Below are 20193 nucleotides of genomic sequence, written 5' to 3' on the forward strand. Positions count from 1 at the left end.
AAACCCCATCACTCTAATATAATTGATGCGGTGGTCTCTCTGATAAATATCAATCCATCAAAATCAACACCCGGGCGCATAGGTAACGTTAAACGATTGCCCCAGTTGGCGTATATGTTGGTGATGTTGCCTGCAATATTGTACAAAGGGTCGGCTGTTGTGTTGCCAAAGGGTATAAAGAAGTGGGGTAGCTTAGCAGCGGCAAATGTTGCCGACAGCGAGCCCGGCTTCCCTTCAAAAAGATGTTTTACAAAGGTGTCGTCATCCAATACATGCACACTGCCTTTAAATGTATCAAAGCCAATGGTGTAATACGCATTATGGTATTTTTGCTTTACATAATAGCCCATGCCTTTGCATTGCGCCATGGTGGTATCTTTAGCTACGTGTATATTGTGGCTCCATATGATGGTTTTGGCTTTGGTTTGCTGCTGTTGGTTGGCAATATTTTCGGCCATGAACTCGTCCCTTGCCAGTGGGTTGCCCAGCAGGGTGCCCTGGTACAATAGCGACACCCGTTTTCTAAGTTCACTATCCTCATTTGTTGCCGTTGCGGCTTTTTTTGCCTCGTCAAGCAAATCGGATAGGGTGGACGTCTCATCTTCAGACATCTCATACAAATTACCGAAATCGGTAGCGCTTATCCTTTTTAAAACAGCAATGGCGGCCTTTGTATTTTTGTACTGCTGCGGATGGCTTGTTAAATAGTTAACGCAATACCTGGCCGATGAATCAATATCGGCTTTAAAGTAGTCGGTGTCGAACCCAAAAAGGCTAACCTTGTTTTTAACGGGCTGGCCATCGTTATAAACTTTAATAGCCCTAAACAGGTCATAAATTTCCTGCGTTTTAAACAAACGCATAGGCTCCATTAGCTTTTTAAGGTCGCCTTTGCCGGTCAGCAGGTAGTTGTTTATCTTTTCCATTGGCGAATAACCAAACTCAAAGCCTATAGACCTATAACCGGCGTGGGTGATAAGATAGTTGATGATGCGTGCTTTTTCGGTTGAGAATTCGTGCGTACCATGGGAGGCTTCGGCAAGGCCGAGTATGGTATTCCCTTTTAATTGATTAGCTAAAAAAGGCAGGTATTTAGCGTTGCTATCTATTGATAAGGCGTTGTTATTTACCCAGTTTATGGTCGCTTGCTGGGCAAGGGTATAAGTAGCAGACAGGCAAGTAAACAAAAGGAAACATAAAAGCTTTTTAGTCATTCGGCAGAATTATATGCCCAAAACTGCTAATATTAAACAATATTTCAAAACATTATTTTGAATTGTTTTAATTAAGGCGAATTAAGTTCTGAATTAACTTTATTTATCGTCCAGTAGATCAATACAAGATTTTGACATCGTTGCTAAACGAGCATTCAATGTGGCAGCGCTTTGCGTGTCCTTAATATTTTTATACATGCTTTTAATAAGCTTAAGGGTATCATCGTCCGGGTCGCAGGCTTGTGCTTTTTCCAGGTGGGGCAGCGCTTTTTTAACAGCTGCTGCGTATTTTAGGGTCAGTCTTTTGTTTTCGTTGATATCGCTTTGGGCGGCATTTAACTGAGCAGCTATATCATCAGCTTGCTTAGCATATAAATATCCCAGGCCCCTTTGCACCACATAAAAATCGGGTACCGCGGCAGCAACCTTTTCATAGTACTCAATTGCTTTTACCGATTGGTTATCATTCTCGAATAGGTTACCTATTGTGTAAAAAAAGTGAATTTGCTGCTTGGCACTAAGCTTAGCCACATTAGGTAAGATATCCTGTCCAAGGCCCATGGCCCTTTCTGTTTCGCCCTGTAAATGAGCCAGGTTAAAATCCAAATATTGGTTATATACAACATCATCCGTTTGCGCCTTTGCCAGCGCTACGGTAAATAAGGCAAAAAATATAAGGAGGGTTCTTTTTAGCATAGTAAGTAATGGCATTCAAATATATGACAAACGGATTTATGGTTGGTTTAATGCCCGCATTTTTAATATAATCTACACCGCCCGTTAAAGCGTCTGCGCTTTAACGTAACAGGAAGGAAGCGTCTACGCTTCCGAAATAATTTAAGCGTGGACGCTTAAAACCCTAACATCCAAGCGTGGACGCTTGGATGGGCGGTGATGACATGGTTTTTAAGAAATCACTAGTCGTAATTTCCACAATTCATTTTCCTTCCTCATACAATGCCCACAAGGCCGGTAGCCTAAAGCTACTGCCTTATCAGCATTTTTAAAAAATACCCGGTTAGCTATCTTCATCCGCTTGCCGGATGAGCAGCTTAAGGTGCCGTATATTTTTAACTTGCTGTTACCTGCAAAAGTAATATCGCCTTTATCCAACAGGGTCTTCAATTGTTTAAGTCGACCGAAGGCTGTGTTACCTAAATCGCCATGCCATATCATGTAGCATCATGAAAGATAACGCCCAGTGTATGCCTTTGGCCGCTTGTAAGTTCGCTAACACCGTGGCGCATGTTTACGCGGTAGTAGCCCCTGTTGCCTTGCACCGGCCTAAAATTGGTAGTAAATATCAGCATATCGCCCTTTTTGGGGTTAAGCACCGTCGCTTTAGATTGCATCCTGGGTCTTTGCTCTACCAATACAAACTCGCCGCCGGTAAAATTCTCACCGGGTTCGTTCAAGCAAACCACCAACTGCATAGGGAAGTAAACCTCGCCATACAGGTCCTGGTGCATGGCGTTGTAGCCGCCTTTGCCATACTTTAATATCAGCGGCGTTGGCCTTAGCTGCCCATGCTGATGGCAAAGTTCGGTCAACTCATTCAGAGTAGTCGGAAACTGCTTATCTACATTCAGCACCTGCATCCAGCTATTGGCAATAGGTGCTATGTGCGGGTAAACGCCCTCCCTTAATTGCTGCACTATACCCGGTAAAGGGTAGCCATAGTATTTATACTGGCCCAGGCCGTAGCCGTGGTGTTCCATCTGTATAGTTTTACGGTAAATGCTGGCATCGGCATAGTTGGCTACTAAGCCATTGCATTCATCCGCTTGTAAAATGCCGGGGATAAGCGCATAGCCTTTGGTATTCAGGCTGTCGCTTGCCGCTGTCCAATTGGCTTGTTCAATTCTTTGGTGTAAATTCATGGTTATACTGCTTTTAACACATCTAAACTGGCCGCTTCCCAGCCTATTATAGCCGTTTTGCGGTTAGCACCCCAATGGTACTGCCCAAACTCGCCTGATGATTTAATAACCCTGTGGCAGGGTATTAAAAACGCTATGGGATTGGCCCCAATGGCACTGCCTACCGCACGGCTTGCTGTTGGCATATTAACCGTTTTAGCTACCGTAGCATAAGTGTTTAGGCCGCCTACCGGTATTTTTAATAAGGCTTCCCAAACCTTCAGCTGAAATTCGGTGCCTTTTAAATGCAGTTTGATATTACCCAACTGCGACCAGTCTTTTTTAAATATATAAAGGGCGTTTTGCTGGGCCATATCAACCATTTGGTGGTAACTGGCATTAGGGAACTGCGCAAACAGCTCGTTAAATGCCGTGTCTTTATCATCAGCGAAGGCTATATAGCAAATGCCTTTTGGGGTTGATGCCACCAAAATATTGCCAAAAGGTGTTTCGGCGTAGCTAAAATTGATGGATAGTGCCTTGCCACCGTTTTTATACTCGGCGGGTGTCATCCCTTCTATGTTCACAAACAGATCGTGCAGGCGGCTGGTGCCCGATAGGCCGGTTTCGTAAGCGGCATCAAACAGCGTGGCCTGCTGTTCTTTCAGGATGTTTTTGGCATAGTCCAGGCTTAGGTATTGTAAAAACTTTTTCGGACTGATGCCTGCCCAATCGGTAAACATGCGCTGGAAGTGGAAAGGGCTTAGGCTTACTTTTTCGGCAACCTCGTCCAGGTTTGGCTGGGCCTTAAAGTTGAGACGGATATAGGCTATAGCCTCGGCAATACGGTCGTAATTGATGTTGTTTTGTGTTTCCATTATCGGTTATTTATAACACAAATGTAGCCCGGCAACAAAGCCCAAAGAACCCGAAACTTGTGGAGTTTCCCCCCCCCCCCCCAACCTCCTGAAGGGGGAGCTTTTGAAGCATTTAAATCCGGCTCCCCCTTCAGGAGGTTGGGGGGCTGGGCCGCTACTTCAACTCATTCAACACCCTAAACATCTTTTCGCGTATACCGCTGCCTGTACCGTTATAGTTATTCACCATTATTGAAAAGCAAAGCTCGCGGCCGTTGTGGGTTTGGAAACCGGCATAGGCCTGCACGCTGTTGATGCTGCCGCTTTTCATTTTCATATCATTATAAACGGGCAGGCTTTCGCAAAAATCGCCGAACCATTTTTCTTTTTTGGCCGATTGCAGTATACGCGCCATGGTTGAGGTAGTGATCCTGTCCTCGGGCGACAAGCCGCTGCCATCAAATATATTCATCGATCGTTTATCTATACCACGGGCTTCCCAAAAAGCTTGCAAGGCATCTACCGCATCGCTGGTGGCAGTGGGTTTGCCCAGCTTTAAGGCCGTGGTTACCAATAGTTGCTCGGCATACAGGTTGATGCTTTTTTGGTTTAGCCAGTAAACTATCTTGCTTAACTCGGGCGATTGTATAGCGCCTAAGCATTTTGCCATTTGCGGCACCGTTAAGTTATGGTCAAGCATCATCACCGACGAGGTAGGCTCGTTACTAATGGTGATGCCCAGGCTTTTCAGCGTATCGTTCAAGCGTAAGGCTGCATCATAAGCAGGGTCGGGGATGGCGGCGCCTATGCGTTTCTTGGTTTGGTCGATAGCGTAGGTACCGCGCACATACATTATTTTGCTGCCATAAGCGGGCAGATAGGGGTAAGCCTGGTCGCCGGTTTTGGCAGCGCCGTTGGTTAGTTGACTTTTGTACTGCAGGTAGTTGGTTTCGGGGATGGTACCCGATATAGCCACCGGGCTGCCCACACTGCCTGTACGTAGGGTAATATCAAACTGGTTTTCGCGCCAGCAAAGCCCGGCAATGCCTGCGCCATAGTAGGTGCCAAGGTCCTGCCATATCCAGCCATCAGGTATAGATTGCTGGTTAAACGCGCCGTTATCGCCAATAACGCGGCCATTTATTTTTTTAACGCCCGCCTTTTTCAGCGCGCTTACCATAGTGTTTAAAATATAGCCCTCTTTTGTGGTGGCCCATCGCCAGCTGCCCAGGGTAGGGTCGCCGCCGCCTTTGATGATCACATCCCCGTTAAGTGTACCATCGGCAGTGATGGTACCGCTGTAGCCTATTTGTGTTTCGTATTTAAAATCGCTGCCTAAAACATTAAAGGCGGTAATACTGGTAACCGTTTTAAGGGTCGACCCAGGTGCCAGGCCCATATCCGGATTGGCTGCAAAAACCTGTTCGCCCGTTTTGGCATCCAGCACGGTTAAACTTACCGATGCATATTTACACTGGCTATCCTGCTGCAGGCGGTTAAAGGCTGTTTGTAAACTTTGCTGCAGCGTTTGTGCGCATACGGCGTGTGCTATAAATAAAAAGCTAAACAGCAGGATCGGGCGTATCTTCATTCTTGATGTTTCTTTGCGATATATAATAAATAGGGATGCCTATTAAAACTATTCCCAGTCCGTATTTAACGTAATCGCTTTTATAAACGCATAACAGTATGCAAAATGCTATACCCATTAAAATATAAAGGGCAGGTATTATTGGGTACCCAAAAGCTTTGTATGGTCGCTCGGCATTAGGCCTTTTTGCCCTTAAAATAAAGATGCCTACTATGGTGAGTACATAAAACACCACCACCACAAAAGATATCATATCCAGCAGGTCGCCGTAACGGCCGCTAAGACATAATAACGATGCCACTGCCGCCTGTATCCACAAACCAAATTCGGGCACCGAGTTTTTGTTCAGTTCGGCTGTCTTTTTAAAGAATACGCCATCCTTTGCCATAGTGTAGTAAACCCTTGCACCGGCTAATATTAAACCGTTGTTACAGCCAAAGGTTGATATCATGATCATCACTGCTATAATATACGTGCCGATATTGCCGAATATTACATGCGATGCCGCAACAGCAACCCTGTCCTTTTCGGCAGTGGCAATCTCGTGCAGTGGCAATACGCCGGTGTATACCACATTGGCAAGCACATATATGAGTGTTACAATCAACGTCCCGAAAAACATGCTAATTGCAACATCGCGTTTAGGGTTACGCATTTCACCGGCAACAAAGGTTACACTGTTCCAGGCGTCGCTGCTGAATATCGAACCAACCATGGCTATGGCAATGGCACCCAAAGCTGCATCCATGGTGTACGAACTAAAGCTGCCATCTAAGTTCAGCTTATGAAGATCCCAGGCGTTGGCCCAGTTAGCGTTCCATATTTCGCCCTTAAAAGCTAAAAAGCCAAATATGATCAACCCAAAAAGGCTTATCAGTTTTGTTAATGTAAAGGTGGTTTGTATCAGTTTGCCGCCCTTTACGCCTTTTGTATTGATGTAGGTAAGCAAAAATATCAGTACAATAGAAACCACCTGCGCGGCACTTATTTTTAAACTGCCGGTTTGAAACAGGATATTATCCTCGCTTACCGCAGGAATTAAATAGGCCGTAAATTTAGAAAAGGCCACCCCAACTGCAGCAATGGTACCGGTTTGTATCACCGCAAAAAAGCTCCAGCCGTATAAAAAAGCGATGAGTTTATTGTAAGCCTCTTTTAAATACACATATTGCCCGCCTGCTTTTGGGTACATGGCGCTTAGTTCGCCATAGCTTAGGGCCGCGGTAAGTGTCATAAAACCGGTGATGAGCCAAACGGCTATCAGCCAGCCGGCCGAGCCTACGTTACGTATAATATCGGCGCTTACTATAAAAATACCTGAACCGATCATCGAGCCTGCTACCAGCATTGTGCCGTCGAGCAGGCCCAGTTCGTGCTTCATTTTAGTTTGTGGGGAGTCGTTTGTCATCAGGGTTTTAGTTTGTGGCACTAAACTATTCAAAAACTTTATAAATTGACAGGCTATTGTAAAGAAATTAATTTACTATTTTGCGGCAACCAATTATATTTACACAGCACGTGTAACCAAACAGCACACTTATAAACTAATTATACACTATGGATTTTTTGAACACTTACTTAATTTATTTAATTCCGGTATTTGGCCTGGTGGGGATACTCGTGATGGCCATAAAATCGGCCTGGGTTACCAAACAGGAAACCGGCGATGCCTCTATGAACCAACTGGCAGGCTACATTGCCGATGGCGCAATGGCTTTTTTACGCGCCGAATGGAAGATACTGGGCTACTTTGTAGTAGTAGCAGGTATTTTACTGGCATGGAGCGGCACAACGGTGGGGGATAAATCAAGCCCGATAATAGCCGGGTCATTTTTGATAGGTGCTTTCCTGTCGGCTTTTGCGGGTTATTTGGGTATGCGCATTGCAACCAAATCAAACGTACGTACTACGCAAGCTGCTAAAACCAGTTTAGCACAGGCGCTTAAAGTATCGTTTACAGGTGGTACGGTTATGGGCTTGGGTGTTGCGGGTTTGGCCATTATTGGTTTAGGCTCGTTATTCATTGTATTTTACACCATGTATGTAACTAGCAAAGGCGAAAGTGTTAACGGCGAAGCCATGGCTAAAGCCCTTGATGTATTAGCCGGATTTTCGCTGGGTGCGGAGTCGATAGCGTTATTTGCCCGTGTGGGCGGTGGTATTTACACCAAAGCTGCCGACGTAGGTGCCGACCTTGTTGGTAAGGTTGAAGCCGGTATACCCGAGGATGATGTGCGCAACCCTGCTACCATTGCCGATAACGTAGGCGATAACGTAGGTGACGTTGCCGGTATGGGCGCTGATCTGTTCGGATCGTACGTGGCAACCATGTTAGCTACGATGGTACTGGGCCGCGAGATCGTGTCGCATGATAACTTTGGCGGGATAGCCCCGGTTTTATTACCAATGGTAATTGCCGGTTTAGGGCTTATCTTTTCGATCGTTGGCGCATCATTAGTAAAAATTAAAAAAGAGACCGACAGCGTACAAAACGCGCTGAACATAGGTAACTGGGCATCAATTTTATTAACCGCTGTAGCTACTTACTTTTTAGTACAATGGATGCTGCCGAACGACAGCTTCCACATGGTACGTGACGAGGATGCGAACGGTGCCATTAAAGCAGGTTCGTTGGTGTTTACCAAAAATGGGGTGTTTGGGTCTATTGTGGTAGGTTTGGTAGTAGGTACGCTGATGTCTATCATCACCGAGTATTACACCGCTATGGGCAAACGCCCGGTAATGAGCATTATCAGGCAGTCGGCTACAGGGCATGCAACCAACATCATCGGCGGTTTAGCCGTGGGTATGGAGTCGACCGTGTTGCCTATATTGGTTTTAGCAGCCGGTATATATGGTTCGTACTTTTTTGCAGGTTTATACGGTGTGGCCATCGCCGCTGCCGGTATGATGGCTACTACTGCCATGCAGTTGGCTATCGACGCATTCGGCCCTATTGCTGATAACGCAGGTGGTATTGCTGAAATGAGCCGCTTACCCGAAGAAGTGCGCGGTCGTACAGATAATTTGGATGCCGTAGGTAATACTACCGCTGCAACCGGTAAAGGTTTCGCTATTGCTTCGGCAGCGTTAACCTCACTGGCCCTTTTCGCGGCGTTTGTGGGTGTTGCCGGTATCGAACATATTGATATTTATAAAGCCAATGTATTGGCAGGTTTATTTGTGGGAGGGATGATACCCTTCATCTTCTCGGCATTGTGTATATCGGCAGTAGGCCGTGCGGCAATGGCGATGGTAGAAGAGGTTCGTCGCCAGTTCCGCGAGATACCGGGCATTATGGAGTATAAAGCCCGCCCTGAGTATGAGAAATGCGTAGAGATATCAACCAAAGCATCTATCCGCGAGATGGTTGCCCCGGGTATGATCGCTTTAATTACGCCTATCATCATTGGTTTTGCCTTCGGCCCCGAAGTATTGGGTGGTTTGCTGGCCGGTGTTACTGTATCTGGTGTGCTGATGGGTATTTTCCAGAGCAATGCCGGTGGTGCATGGGACAATGCCAAAAAATCATTCGAAAAAGGTGTGGAGATAAACGGCGAGATCTACTACAAAAAATCTGAACCGCATAAAGCATCGGTAACCGGTGATACCGTGGGCGATCCATTCAAGGATACCTCGGGCCCGTCGATGAATATTTTGATCAAGCTGATGTCTATCGTTTCATTGGTTATTGCACCGCACTTAAATACGGCAGATAATACCAGCAAAATGATGCAGAAACAAGAGAAAGTACAATCGATGAATGTGCATGTGACACATGTAGATAAGAAGGTATAATTATCCAATACCATAGGAGAGCCCCGGCGATAGTCGGGGCTTTTTTATATATAAAAGATTTATCTTAGTTGCATACGATGAATAAAAAACTCACCCAAGCCATCATCTACCTGCTTTGCCTGTACGATGTTTATTTGTACCTGCCCGATGCGTTTGATGTATTTAAGCTGAATGTAAACCTGCCTACCTTAGATGCGCTGATTTATTTTGATGCGTTACTGCTGGTCGTTGGCGGGATAATTATTGGCATTGCGCTCCTCAAACAAGGCGGTAGTTTTAATAAGTATTTGGGTATGGCAATGATTGTAGCTAATGTAGTTTTGCGCATTTGTTTATATTAAAATCTTTACCATAGTATGCGGAAAAAAATATTTTTGGCATTAGTTGCAATAGCCTTTATGGGTTGTACAGCTAACTCATTTAAACCATCATCTTTAAAAAAGGCTGCTAAAACAAAAGCTTTAAAAGGTAAAAGCAGGGTACAATTAACAAGTTTCGACGATTTCTTCATGAAGTTTAAATCTGATTCGGTTTATCAGGTAGCACACGTTATGTTCCCGCTTAAAATAATTATCACAGATGACGATAGTGATTCGATAAGATATGTTAATAAGGCGGCCTGGGTATACACTAAGTTTTTAAAAGGTAAGGATGATATTTTTAAAAAATCGGTGTTAAGTAAAAGCGATGTAAAGATCGAACATATGGTAGAAGATACCGGGATTTCTATAAACTACTATTTCGCATATATAAATAACGATTGGCAATTAGTGCTTTTTAAAGATGATTCTGATTAACCTATATAAGCCACCCCCCAATTCTATTTTTCGCAACGTTTAATTCTGTTTATAACCGCAATGCTGTTGTTACATTCGGCTCTTTAACTTTTCAATAAATTTAAGTACGTTTGGGCAACACGATTTTAAGTATTTACTGATCTTACTAAAAAATTAAAATGAAGTTATTTATCAAGAAACCGATAGCCCAATTAATGGCAGCATCGGCGGAAACAGAGAAGACATTAAAACGAACGCTGGGTGTAGGTTCGCTTATTGCATTGGGTATTGGTGCTATAATTGGTGCTGGTATATTTGTGCGTACGGCCGCAGCAGCAGGAGAGCATGCAGGTCCCGCTGTTACCATTTCATTCCTTATTGCAGCGGCAGGTTGCGCGCTGGCAGGTTTATGCTACGCCGAGTTTGCCAGTATGATACCTATCGCCGGTTCGGCCTACACTTACTCATACGCCACCATGGGCGAGTTCATTGCCTGGATAATTGGATGGGATCTGGTATTGGAATATGCACTGGGTGCAGCTACCGTATCAATAGGCTGGTCGCAGTATTTTAACGAGTTTTTGCATACTTTTTTTAATGTGCATATACCGTTTGCCTGGTCGCATTCGCCTTTAGAAATATCAAACACTACCACAGGTATGTATGCTGCCGAATTGGGCCAGCATGGCGTAGTTAACCTGCCGGCTATATTTATTTTATTGATGCTTACTTTGTTGTTGATACGCGGCACCGCCGAATCGGCAGTGGTAAACAACATTATTGTGGTTATTAAGGTAGCCATTGTGTTAATGATCATTGGTTTTGGCTGGCACTTTATTAACCCTGCCCTGCATACCCCATATATGATACCTGCCGATGCCGGTACTATAAAGGTTAGCGCCGGTACAGTAAACTATGCCGATACATTTAACCACGGCTGGCTGGGCGTACTACGTGGAGCAAGTGTGGTTTTCTTTGCCTTTATTGGTTTTGATGCCGTATCTACCGCTGCACAGGAAGCTAAGAACCCGCAACGGGATATGCCAAAAGGTATTTTAATATCGCTGGTTATTTGTACCGCTTTATACATCTTATTCTCGCACGTATTAACCGGTTTAGTATCTTATAAAGATTTTCTGATACAAGGTAAAGAGGCGTCTGTTAGTTATGCTATTAAAACGGCTATGCCGGGCTATGGCTGGTTGGCATCGTTTGTTACTGTATCTATCCTTGCCGGTTTCTCTTCGGTTATCCTGGTGATGTTAATGGGCCAAACACGTGTATTTTACACCATGAGTACTGATGGTTTAATACCTAAAGTGTTTTCTAAACTGCACCCTAAACACCGCACACCATACAAATCGCAATGGTTGTTTTTCGGTTTCGTATCATTATTTGCAGGTTTTATCCCCGATAAATATGTAGGTGACATGGTGAGCATCGGTACCTTGTTCGCGTTCGTACTGGTATGTTTGGGTATATTCATCCTTCGCCGTACCGATCCAAACCTTGTTCGTCCGTTTAAAACACCATGGTATATGGTAGTTTGCCCGCTTGGCGCTATTATTTGTTTATGTATGATAGCCAGCGAGGGCTGGGAAAACTGGGCACGTTTAATTGGCTGGTTACTGATAGGTTTTGTTATCTATTTTGGTTACAGCATCAAACGCTCGCATGTGCGCCGTGGCGTTGTTGAACCGGCTACCGACCCGATTAATCCTAAATATGTTGAATAAGTAACATTCATAATATAAAACAAAAAAGGTTCTGTGTAAGCAGAACCTTTTTTGTTTTAAACCCTTTTGTATGGAATGAATACCAAGCGTATACTGTGGGTACTTGTATTTATAGCGGTTATCAATTCTATGGGGTTTGGAATTATAATACCGCTGCTGTACCCTTATGGCAAAAAATTTGGCGTAACCCAGCATACTATTGGTTTGCTTACCGCAGCCTATTCCATTGCCCAGTTTTTTGCAACCCCGGTATTAGGCGCGTTATCTGATAAGTATGGCCGCAAGCCATTATTGGTTATCAGCCTGGCAGGCACCTGCCTGTCGTTTATAGTGTTTGGTCTGGCCAATAGTATTATTGTACTGTTTGCCGCGCGTATTTTGGATGGGCTAACCGGTGGCAATATATCGGTAGCGCAGGCCATGGTATCAGATATTTCATCGCCCCAGGATAGGGCGAAGAATTTTGGCATACTGGGTTCGGCATTTGGCTTTGGTTTTGTAATAGGCCCGGCAATAGGGGGGCTGCTTAGCAAATTCGGGATGCAGGTGCCTTTCTTTTTTGCGGCAGGCATAGCCATATTGGGGGTATTGCTCACCTTGTTTTTTCTTAAAGAAACCAATCGCAATAAAGACGCCAAGGCAAATGAACAGCATAAATTCAGTTTTAAATCGCTTATTACCGTATTGCAAAGGCCGGTAATTGGCACGGCTATATTTACAGGGTTTTTGTTAACTACTGCGCAGTTTACCATGCTTATAGGTTTTCAAACCTTTAGCGTTGATGTACTAAAGCTTAACCCAACGCAAATAGGTATATTTTATGGTGGCTTTGGTATTAGCGGTATATTAATGCAAATGCTGGTGCCGGCAATAAAAAAGCTTATCCCATCGCAGGCGCTTGTTTTGCTGATATCAACTCTTTGTTGTTTAGGTATGATGATAGTGGCCGGGCTGGCTACCGGCTTTATACTATTTGCTATTGGTATAGGCATATACGGCTTGTTTAACGGCCTGCGTAACCCTATGCTTAATGCCATCATAGCCGACCATAACCAAGAGGCGGAACATGGCGAAGTAATGGGTATCAACCAGTCGTACGCATCTATTGGCCAAACAATTGGGCCCGTTACCGCGGGGCTAATTACTGCTGTATCAGTACATAGTGTTTTCTTTTTATCATCTTTATATATTTTAATTGCACTTTTGTTTAGTATTCGTTTAAAGTCGAAAGAAAATACCTAAGCTATGCATCCACTTATATTTAAAGAAGTGCTGTCCGTTACCATGATCCTCTTCGCGATCATCGACATATTGGGCGCCATACCGGTAATTATTCAATTGCGCCAAAAGGCAGGGCACATCGAGTCGGAAAAGGCCAGTATAGCCGTTTTAGTGCTGATGGTGGCCTTTTTATTTGTGGGGGATGAGTTGCTGGCAATTATAGGTTTAGATATCTCCTCGTTCGCTATAGCTGGCTCTATCGTTATCTTTATTATCGCGCTGGAGATGGTGCTGGGTGTGGAATTTTTTAAAGAAGAAATGCCCGAATCGGTATCGATAGTGCCCCTTGCATTCCCGCTGATAGCCGGCGCCGGTACCATGACTACCCTTTTATCCCTAAAATCGCAATATCAAACGCAAAACATCATAGTAGGTATCGTCCTTAATACCTTTTTTGTATACCTGGTATTGAAGAATGTAAAATGGCTTGAAAGGCTTTTTGGCAAAACAGGCCTGCAAATACTGCGCAAGGCATTTGGTATTATTTTGTTAGCCATCGCGATAAAACTGTTTAGGAGTAACTCGGGATTGTAGAAGAGAAATAAGAGCCAAGAATCAAGAACCAAGAGGGGATATACTGGCTCCTGGTTCTTAAATTTTCCCTCGCTTATTCCGCCCTTAAACTTTTTACCGGGTTCGCCAGTGCAGCCTTTATGGTTTGTATGCTAATAAGCACCGCGGTAACAGCCAATAATGCTGTAATCGCTATGGCAAAAGGCACAGGCGTTAAGCTTATTTTGTTGGCGTAACCGTTTAACCATTGCTGCATCATAATATAAGCCAGCGGACAAGCCACTAACCCCGCAATGGCCACCGTGCCTAAAAAGTCTTTTAAAAACAGCAAGATGACATCTTGTACCGATGAGCCTAACACCTTGCGTATGCCTATCTCTTTGGTGCGTTTTTGTATGCTGAGCGATATTAAGCCTAATACACCTAATAGTACAATGATAATTGCCAGTGAGGTTGCCAGATACGATGCCTGTTTTAGTTGCAGTTCGGTTTTGTACATCTTTTTAAGGGCATCGTCTATAAAATTATACTCGAATGGGGCATTTGGCATTACTTCGGCCCATTTGTTTTGCAGGGAGCTAAGGCTGGCCTGCATATTTCCGGGTTTTAGCCTAATGGAAAAGAAGCGATAGAACGGAATGTAATTTACATTGGCAAATACCATGGGTTGCATGCCCGTGCGCATGGTACCCAACTGTATGTTACCCACCACGCCGCTTACCGTGAGTACCGGCATCCCCTGCGCCCTGAATTGCTGGCCTACGGCCTCCCCGGGGGTATTAAAGCCCAATGCTTTTGATTGAGCCTCGTTGATCACAACTTTGGCCGAATCGCCGGGAAGGTATTGCGGTTCAAAAAATTTACCGGCCAAAAGCGGGATGCCATATGCCTTTGCATATTCGTTATCGGTAAATAAAAGCGCTGCGGTGACAGATTGTGTAGAGTCTGCCGATATTTTAAAAGTTTGGGCGGTATTGCTGTTGCCATCGGGAATCTCCCATGATAGCGCCACACTGCTTACTTGTGGTAATTGCGACAGTTGGTAACGTATATCTTCCATTTTTTGTACGCCGGGGCGGGTCCAGTCGCGTGGTAGCTGCGCATATACTATGTAATCTTTATTGTAGCCTATGCTTTTACCAAAAAAAAGATCGATCTGTTTAGCAATTACTATAGCGCCTATCAGCACAATGGCTGCTGTTGCAAACTGAAATGCGATAAGCCCCTTGCGGAACATCACATTGTCTTTAACGCGGTCGAGCTTGCCCTTTAGCGAGTCTATCGACTTTAAAGATGACAATACCAGCGCCGGGTATAAACCGGCCAGCATACCTATAAATAGTGCCAGAAAAACAGGCAGCAGGTAAAAATAAACAGGGAAGGAGAATAAGCCGGTAATATCGGCATCTAACAGGTTAGCAAAATAGGGGCACACAAGGCCATAAATGCCCAGGGCTATAATTGTAGCAAACAAAACCATTAACACAGACTCGGTTAAAAACTGCCATATCAGCTGATTTCTTAAACCGCCCAATACTTTACGGATGCCCATTTCTTTCATGCGTTGCGATGAGCGGCTAATGCAGATGTTTACAAAATTTATAACCGCCATCATTAAAATAAACAAGGCGATGAACGATAACGTATAAAGCATTTTACGAATGGTACCGCCGTTTGCATCTAAATAATACGAGCTTAAGGGCACCAGGTAGGGCGTAAGGTTGGCGGCCAGTTGCGGCGGCGCATTTTTGCGGATAAGGCTGCGCATAGGGCCGTTTAAAGCCTCGGGTTTTACACCTTCTTTAAGTTCTATAAAACCGGCGATGGCAGCGTTGTTCCAACCATCCAGGCTGCGCCCCATAAATTTGGCGGCTTTAGCGGCTAAAAATAAGCTGCTTTTATTACTATCGTTAACTTGAAGTACCGAGTTTTTGGAGGTGCTTTTAAGCACACCGCTTACCATAAAATCGTGCTTTTGGCCCGAAAAATTTTCGATGGTAAGCGTTTGGCCTATGGCATCTGTTTTGCCAAAGTATTTTATAGCGGCAGCCTCAGTTACCACTACCGAAAACGGATCGTTAAGTGCGGTATGGGTATCGCCATGTAGCAGCTTTATGCCGTAAGTATCCATAAATGTGCTGTCGCCAATCTGTATCCCCTCGCGAAAGTGTTTATCACCTTTTGATACGTTGGAAGTAACCCCATCCCAGTGGTAATAGCCGGCAACTAACTGCGGGTACTGCTCTTTTAAAGCTACGGGTAACTGCGCAACAGTGGCAAGTTCGTATCCCATGTTAGGGTCTTTCCATTTACTTTGCAGGATGTACTGGTTTTTGATATTCTTCAGGTCGGCGTTTACACTGGTTTCGTGCCATACGTATGATGCTATAAGCAAAGTAAAAGCAATGCCTACTGACAGGCCAAAAATATTAATGAGCGAGAAAAGCTTATGTTTCCAGATGTTTCGCCAGGCAATGGTAAAGTAATTTTGCAGCATAGGTTTAAAGTTTAACCTAATGTAGCAAGCTAATATGCAATAAATGAAAACATTAACATATTTTAACTAAGCTCCTCAAAAGCATCGTTTGGCGATGGGGCAGTAGGTGCCACCAGCCTGGCCACAAACATGGTATCGGCTTTGTTTTCGTAACCGGTTAGCACCTTTGTTTCTTCTACCTGCAGGCCTAATTCTTTGGTGATGAAATTTACGGCATCCTCGTTCTCGGCCTTAAAAACCGAGCAGGTGATATATATAAGCGGCCTGCCGGGTTTAAGGTGCTTTACTACATTGGTAACAATGCTTTGCTGCAGGCGCTTAAAAAAGTCAGTTTTATGCAGATCAAACTGGGCTATCATCTCGGGCGTGCGGCCCCAGGTACCCGAGCCACTGCAAGGAGCATCTAAAATGATACCATCAAATGCATAATTGTATAAAAGTTGCTCGTTGTTCTCAGTAAGGTCCATCAGCTTTTTTTGGTACTTGCGTAAACCGGCCTGCTGAAAGCGGTCGTCTAAATTAGACAGGATAGATTCGCGGATATCTGATACCACCAGTTTAATATCCGGCTGCAAATTATGCAGCAATAACGATTTGCCGCCCGATGCTGCGCAGGCATCCCACCAGCTGTCCCATTGTTGCGGCTTAAAGTAATTGGCCGTTTGTTGCGAAGACAGATCCTGTACGCTAAACCAATGCTGGTTAGGGAATATGGCTTCTAAACGTGTACCGTTGGGCATGCTCAGGCAGCCGTTGCCTTCATCTTTAAAAACAACCCCGGCCTTGGTTAGTTCGGTTTTTACCTGTTGCTCAAAGCCCTTGTTTACACGTATAAACAGGTCGGGCTGCACAAAAAACGACTTTAAAAAGGCCACTTTATCAATCCCTGCCGATAGTTGTGCCGTCCAGGGAAAAACATCTTCCAGTTTAAAATCGGGGTAGGTAGCTTTTATCAGGGCTATCTTCTCATCAATAGTAAAACCAATACAAGCCGCCCAATCGGGTTTAAAATGCTGCAAAAACGAGTTGGTTTGGGTGTTGCACAATAGCTCTGCCACCATCAGCCTGTCTTCGGGCGGTAGTTGGGGCAGTGCTTTACCTAAGCGAAAGTAATTATAGATCAACCTTCCGGCAACACGCCTGTCTGTTGAGCCCATTTGCTTGTTTTGGCGATAAAAGCCTGGTAAAAATTTGCCTAAAGGGGTATCAGCAGGGTATTCGCCCAATATTCGCTGAAACGTTTTAAGCTGGTTTATCGCTTTCATTCTACCTTCTTCAAGTCAAAATCCTCGTACTTTAATATATCAACATGGGTATTTATCCAACCCTGCCCCGGCTTTTTTATAAAGTGGAAGCTGTTATGTATACCAGTGTAATCAATGTCTTCCGGGTTTTTAAGGCCGTCTGTGTTGTTGGCTAATATCTCGCCAAGGTACATGCCTTCATCAAAGCCCTTTATAGCGTAATCGGTAGGCTCGGTATGGTAGGTGCGCCTGTAGCTGCGTAAAAACATAGCGGTTTGCCCTGATTTATAATTCACCTTATCTGTTGATGTAATGTGCGTGTTTAAACGTTGCAATAGTGCAGCTTTTAAAAACGCGTATTTTTCCCAGTTGGGGTGGCCAAACAGGGTAACGCGGTAATTTTTAGCTAATGTATCTAATGAGCGAAGGGTCACCATTAAAAATGCCTGCTTGGTAGAGGGCACCAGGAATATATTTTGGTCGGTTGCGGATAGTTGTTTTACCAGCGGGGTAAGGTTGCCGCGTACTATGGTGGTGGTAACCACCTGTATTTTACGTTTGCTTAAGCTATCAATGGTACGTTTAAAGGGAGAAGTGTACAGCTTTTCATCGCTAAAGCCCGATAGTAATATAAATACCTTTTTTGGCTTAGCCTTATTTACAATAAAGGTAGCTGCTCCCTTGGCATGGTACTCCAGCGGTGGGGTTATGGTTACTAAGTTTTGATTATTAAATGTAGCCGGTGATGCAGGGGACAATGGCGAAACAATTGGGTTACGCGCCGCCGTTAATACTGATGTAAATGCCTTTACATCCTCGGGGAATACCGGGCCTACAATTACATCGCTGCCGCGTATTTGCGGGTTGTATGCCAGGCTATGGGCTTGTGCGGCATCGTCCTTACTATCATAAACCTGTAATTTGTAATTAGCCCCATTTGCGGCCAACGAATCGAGGGCGAGTTTAAATCCCTGGTAAAACTCAACCGACATGTTGGCTTTTTTAAGACCTGCGGCACTGTATTTTAAACCTGGTATAAGGTGGTCTAAACCTAAGGGAAGTATTAATGATATGGTAGAAACCTTAGCCTCTTCTTTTACAGGCTGTGGTGCAGGTTTTTGAACAGCTACGGGCTTATCGGCCGGTTTTGCAACAGGTTTGGGTATAGTTCTGATCTTGGGCGAACATGCACCCAAGATCAAAGCTATCATCACTATTAACCACTTATTCCCACTCAATTGTAGCAGGTGGTTTCGAACTGATGTCATATACTACCCGGTTAATTCCTTTAACGTTATTAATGATCTCGTTTGAGATCTTGGCCAGCAGATCGTACGGCAGGTGGCACCAATCTGCCGTCATCCCGTCTAACGATTCTACCGCTCTTAGGCATATTACGTTTTCGTAAGTACGCTCATCGCCCATAACACCTACCGATTGTACCGGTAAATATATGGCACCTGCTTGCCAAACTTTATCATAAACACCTGCCGACCGCAAATTGTTGATATAAATCGCATCGGCCTGTTGTAATATATCTACTTTCTCTGGCGTAATGTCGCCTAAAATCCTGATAGCCAAGCCCGGACCCGGGAAAGGGTGGCGGCCTAAAATATTCGGATCGATGCCTAAAGCTTTACCTACTTTACGTACTTCGTCTTTAAATAGGGTGTTTAAAGGCTCAACTACCTTTAGTTTCATAAAATCGGGCAACCCGCCTACGTTGTGGTGCGATTTGATGGTAGCCGATGGGCCCTTAACCGAAACCGACTCGATAACATCAGGATAGATGGTACCCTGACCTAACCAGCTTACGCCCTGTACTTCGTGCGCGGCATCATCAAATACCTCTATAAACACACGGCCAATGGCTTTACGTTTCTTTTCAGGATCGGTTAAACCTGCCAGGGCATCGTAAAAACGCTGCTTGGCATCAATCCCTTTTATATTAAGGCCCATGTGCTGGTACGAATCCAATACCGATTGGTACTCATCCTTACGCAATAAGCCGTTATCAACAAATATACAATGCAGGTTGGTGCCAATAGCCTGGTGCAGCAATACCGCCGCTACCGATGAATCTACACCGCCTGAAAGGCCTAATACTACTTTATCGTCACCCAATTTCGCCTTTAGTTCGGCAATGGTGGTCTCGATGAACGAGTCGGGAGTCCAGTCCTGGCTGCATCCGCAAATATCAACCAAAAAGTTTTGCAACAGTTGCTTGCCATCGGTACTGTGTGTAACCTCGGGGTGAAATTGTATGCCGTATGTTTTTGTGCCTTTTACCTGGTAAGCGGCAACCTCTACGCTATCGGTACTGGCTATTATTTCAAAATCATCTGCAATGCGTGCAATGGTATCTGCATGCGACATCCATACCTGCGAATTTGCAGGGATAGCTTTAAATAACTCGTTACCCGGTTTAATAAACTCCAAATTGGCACGGCCATACTCGCGGGTGCTCGAAGCTAAAACTTCGCCGCCGTGGAAATGGGCCACATATTGCGCGCCATAGCATACGCCTAAAATAGGCAGCGTGTTGTGGTATTTTTCAAAATCGAAACGTGGTGCATCGTCCTGGCGAACAGAATATGGGCTGCCCGAAAGGATGATACCTTTTACGCTGCTATCAACTTCAGGAAATTTATTAAAGGGGTGGATCTCACAATAAATATTGAGCTCCCTGACACGGCGCGCGATGAGTTGGGTAAACTGCGAGCCAAAGTCAAGAATGAGGATTTTTTCTTGCATGGGCAAAGATAGGATTTTGATTTGAATTTCGAATTTTCGATTTCGGATTTATTATTCATTAAAGGTATTTTAG

The 20193-nt window shown here is 44.6% G+C and carries 17 protein-coding genes; 6 read left to right on the top strand and 11 right to left on the bottom strand.

Annotated features, from left to right (window positions below; translation table 11 throughout):
• Positions 1–8: 8 nt before the first annotated feature.
• The 7 genes from FFF34_000690 to FFF34_000720 all read right to left on the bottom strand — a co-directional run bounded on the left by FFF34_000690 (position 9) and on the right by FFF34_000720 (position 6929).
• Positions 9–1214, bottom strand: a complete 1206-nt coding sequence (locus FFF34_000690; protein ID TSD65948.1) for an erythromycin esterase family protein — start codon at positions 1212–1214, stop codon at positions 9–11.
• Positions 1215–1313: 99 nt separating this feature from the next.
• A complete protein-coding gene (locus FFF34_000695; GenBank protein ID TSD65949.1) occupies positions 1314–1910 on the bottom strand; it encodes a hypothetical protein in 597 nt (198 codons plus the stop codon).
• 210 nt (positions 1911–2120) lie between these two features.
• Positions 2121–2390: a metal-binding protein gene (locus FFF34_000700; GenBank protein TSD65950.1), complete on the bottom strand. Its 270-nt coding sequence runs from the start codon at positions 2388–2390 to the stop codon at positions 2121–2123.
• Entirely contained in the window at positions 2387–3094 is a 708-nt protein-coding gene (locus tag FFF34_000705) for a prolyl 4-hydroxylase subunit alpha (protein ID TSD65951.1), read from the bottom strand. The genes FFF34_000700 and FFF34_000705 overlap by 4 nt, the downstream gene beginning before the upstream one ends.
• Before the next feature lie 2 nt (positions 3095–3096).
• Positions 3097–3951, bottom strand: coding sequence for a methylated-DNA--[protein]-cysteine S-methyltransferase (locus tag FFF34_000710; protein ID TSD65952.1), 855 nt, complete (start codon positions 3949–3951; stop codon positions 3097–3099).
• A 154-nt stretch (positions 3952–4105) separates the two neighbouring features.
• Positions 4106–5521, bottom strand: coding sequence for a D-alanyl-D-alanine carboxypeptidase/D-alanyl-D-alanine-endopeptidase (gene dacB, locus FFF34_000715; protein TSD65953.1), 1416 nt, complete (start codon positions 5519–5521; stop codon positions 4106–4108).
• Complete coding sequence (locus FFF34_000720) at positions 5493–6929, bottom strand: amino acid permease (protein ID TSD65954.1); 1437 nt, start codon at positions 6927–6929, stop codon at positions 5493–5495. Before FFF34_000720 ends, dacB begins: the two co-directional genes overlap by 29 nt.
• Positions 6930–7078: 149 nt before the next feature.
• Between FFF34_000720 and FFF34_000725 the strand changes: the two genes are divergently transcribed.
• The 6 genes from FFF34_000725 (at position 7079) to FFF34_000750 (ending at position 13646) form a co-directional block, all read left to right on the top strand.
• Positions 7079–9319, top strand: coding sequence for a sodium-translocating pyrophosphatase (locus tag FFF34_000725; protein TSD65955.1), 2241 nt, complete (start codon positions 7079–7081; stop codon positions 9317–9319).
• Positions 9320–9396: 77 nt separating this feature from the next.
• Positions 9397–9660: a hypothetical protein gene (locus tag FFF34_000730; GenBank protein ID TSD65956.1), complete on the top strand. Its 264-nt coding sequence runs from the start codon at positions 9397–9399 to the stop codon at positions 9658–9660.
• Between the two features lie 15 nt (positions 9661–9675).
• Positions 9676–10116, top strand: a complete 441-nt coding sequence (locus tag FFF34_000735) for a DUF4348 domain-containing protein (GenBank protein ID TSD65957.1) — start codon at positions 9676–9678, stop codon at positions 10114–10116.
• A 158-nt stretch (positions 10117–10274) separates the two neighbouring features.
• The gene (locus FFF34_000740) at positions 10275–11831 is read left to right on the top strand and encodes an amino acid permease (GenBank protein ID TSD65958.1); all 1557 of its coding nucleotides are present in this window, start codon (positions 10275–10277) and stop codon (positions 11829–11831) included.
• Between the two features lie 75 nt (positions 11832–11906).
• On the top strand, positions 11907–13073 hold the full coding sequence (locus FFF34_000745) for an MFS transporter (protein ID TSD65959.1): 1167 nt from the start codon (positions 11907–11909) through the stop codon (positions 13071–13073).
• 3 nt (positions 13074–13076) lie between these two features.
• On the top strand, positions 13077–13646 hold the full coding sequence (locus tag FFF34_000750) for a MarC family protein (GenBank protein TSD65960.1): 570 nt from the start codon (positions 13077–13079) through the stop codon (positions 13644–13646).
• Between the two features lie 73 nt (positions 13647–13719).
• Here FFF34_000750 and FFF34_000755 read toward each other — a convergent pair whose 3' ends face one another.
• The 4 genes from FFF34_000755 to guaA form a co-directional block, all read right to left on the bottom strand.
• Positions 13720–16122: an FtsX-like permease family protein gene (locus FFF34_000755; GenBank protein TSD65961.1), complete on the bottom strand. Its 2403-nt coding sequence runs from the start codon at positions 16120–16122 to the stop codon at positions 13720–13722.
• 62 nt (positions 16123–16184) lie between these two features.
• Positions 16185–17387, bottom strand: coding sequence for an RsmB/NOP family class I SAM-dependent RNA methyltransferase (locus FFF34_000760; GenBank protein ID TSD65962.1), 1203 nt, complete (start codon positions 17385–17387; stop codon positions 16185–16187).
• Positions 17384–18634, bottom strand: coding sequence for an amino acid ABC transporter substrate-binding protein (locus FFF34_000765; GenBank protein TSD65963.1), 1251 nt, complete (start codon positions 18632–18634; stop codon positions 17384–17386). The genes FFF34_000760 and FFF34_000765 overlap by 4 nt, the downstream gene beginning before the upstream one ends.
• The gene (gene guaA, locus FFF34_000770) at positions 18591–20120 is read right to left on the bottom strand and encodes a glutamine-hydrolyzing GMP synthase (GenBank protein TSD65964.1); all 1530 of its coding nucleotides are present in this window, start codon (positions 20118–20120) and stop codon (positions 18591–18593) included. The genes FFF34_000765 and guaA overlap by 44 nt, the downstream gene beginning before the upstream one ends.
• Between the last annotated feature and the right edge of the window lie 73 nt (positions 20121–20193).

It is taken from the genome of Inquilinus sp. KBS0705 (assembly GCA_005938025.2).
Lineage (GTDB): Bacteria > Bacteroidota > Bacteroidia > Sphingobacteriales > Sphingobacteriaceae > Mucilaginibacter.

Excerpts from the sequence above, each read along its gene's own strand:
- FFF34_000750 (TSD65960.1), top strand. The coding sequence starts at position 13,077 with ATGCATCCACTTATATTTAAAGAAGTGCTGTCCGTTACCATGATCCTC.
- FFF34_000700 (TSD65950.1), bottom strand. The coding sequence starts at position 2,390 with ATGATATGGCATGGCGATTTAGGTAACACAGCCTTCGGTCGACTTAAA.
- FFF34_000705 (TSD65951.1), bottom strand. The coding sequence starts at position 3,094 with ATGAATTTACACCAAAGAATTGAACAAGCCAATTGGACAGCGGCAAGC.
- FFF34_000755 (TSD65961.1), bottom strand. The coding sequence starts at position 16,122 with ATGCTGCAAAATTACTTTACCATTGCCTGGCGAAACATCTGGAAACAT.
- FFF34_000745 (TSD65959.1), top strand. The coding sequence starts at position 11,907 with ATGAATACCAAGCGTATACTGTGGGTACTTGTATTTATAGCGGTTATC.
- FFF34_000730 (TSD65956.1), top strand. The coding sequence starts at position 9,397 with ATGAATAAAAAACTCACCCAAGCCATCATCTACCTGCTTTGCCTGTAC.
- FFF34_000765 (TSD65963.1), bottom strand. The coding sequence starts at position 18,634 with ATGACATCAGTTCGAAACCACCTGCTACAATTGAGTGGGAATAAGTGG.
- FFF34_000710 (TSD65952.1), bottom strand. The coding sequence starts at position 3,951 with ATGGAAACACAAAACAACATCAATTACGACCGTATTGCCGAGGCTATA.
- guaA (TSD65964.1), bottom strand. The coding sequence starts at position 20,120 with ATGCAAGAAAAAATCCTCATTCTTGACTTTGGCTCGCAGTTTACCCAA.
- dacB (TSD65953.1), bottom strand. The coding sequence starts at position 5,521 with ATGAAGATACGCCCGATCCTGCTGTTTAGCTTTTTATTTATAGCACAC.
- FFF34_000735 (TSD65957.1), top strand. The coding sequence starts at position 9,676 with ATGCGGAAAAAAATATTTTTGGCATTAGTTGCAATAGCCTTTATGGGT.
- FFF34_000760 (TSD65962.1), bottom strand. The coding sequence starts at position 17,387 with ATGAAAGCGATAAACCAGCTTAAAACGTTTCAGCGAATATTGGGCGAA.
- FFF34_000740 (TSD65958.1), top strand. The coding sequence starts at position 10,275 with ATGAAGTTATTTATCAAGAAACCGATAGCCCAATTAATGGCAGCATCG.
- FFF34_000690 (TSD65948.1), bottom strand. The coding sequence starts at position 1,214 with ATGACTAAAAAGCTTTTATGTTTCCTTTTGTTTACTTGCCTGTCTGCT.
- FFF34_000720 (TSD65954.1), bottom strand. The coding sequence starts at position 6,929 with ATGACAAACGACTCCCCACAAACTAAAATGAAGCACGAACTGGGCCTG.
- FFF34_000695 (TSD65949.1), bottom strand. The coding sequence starts at position 1,910 with ATGCTAAAAAGAACCCTCCTTATATTTTTTGCCTTATTTACCGTAGCG.
- FFF34_000725 (TSD65955.1), top strand. The coding sequence starts at position 7,079 with ATGGATTTTTTGAACACTTACTTAATTTATTTAATTCCGGTATTTGGC.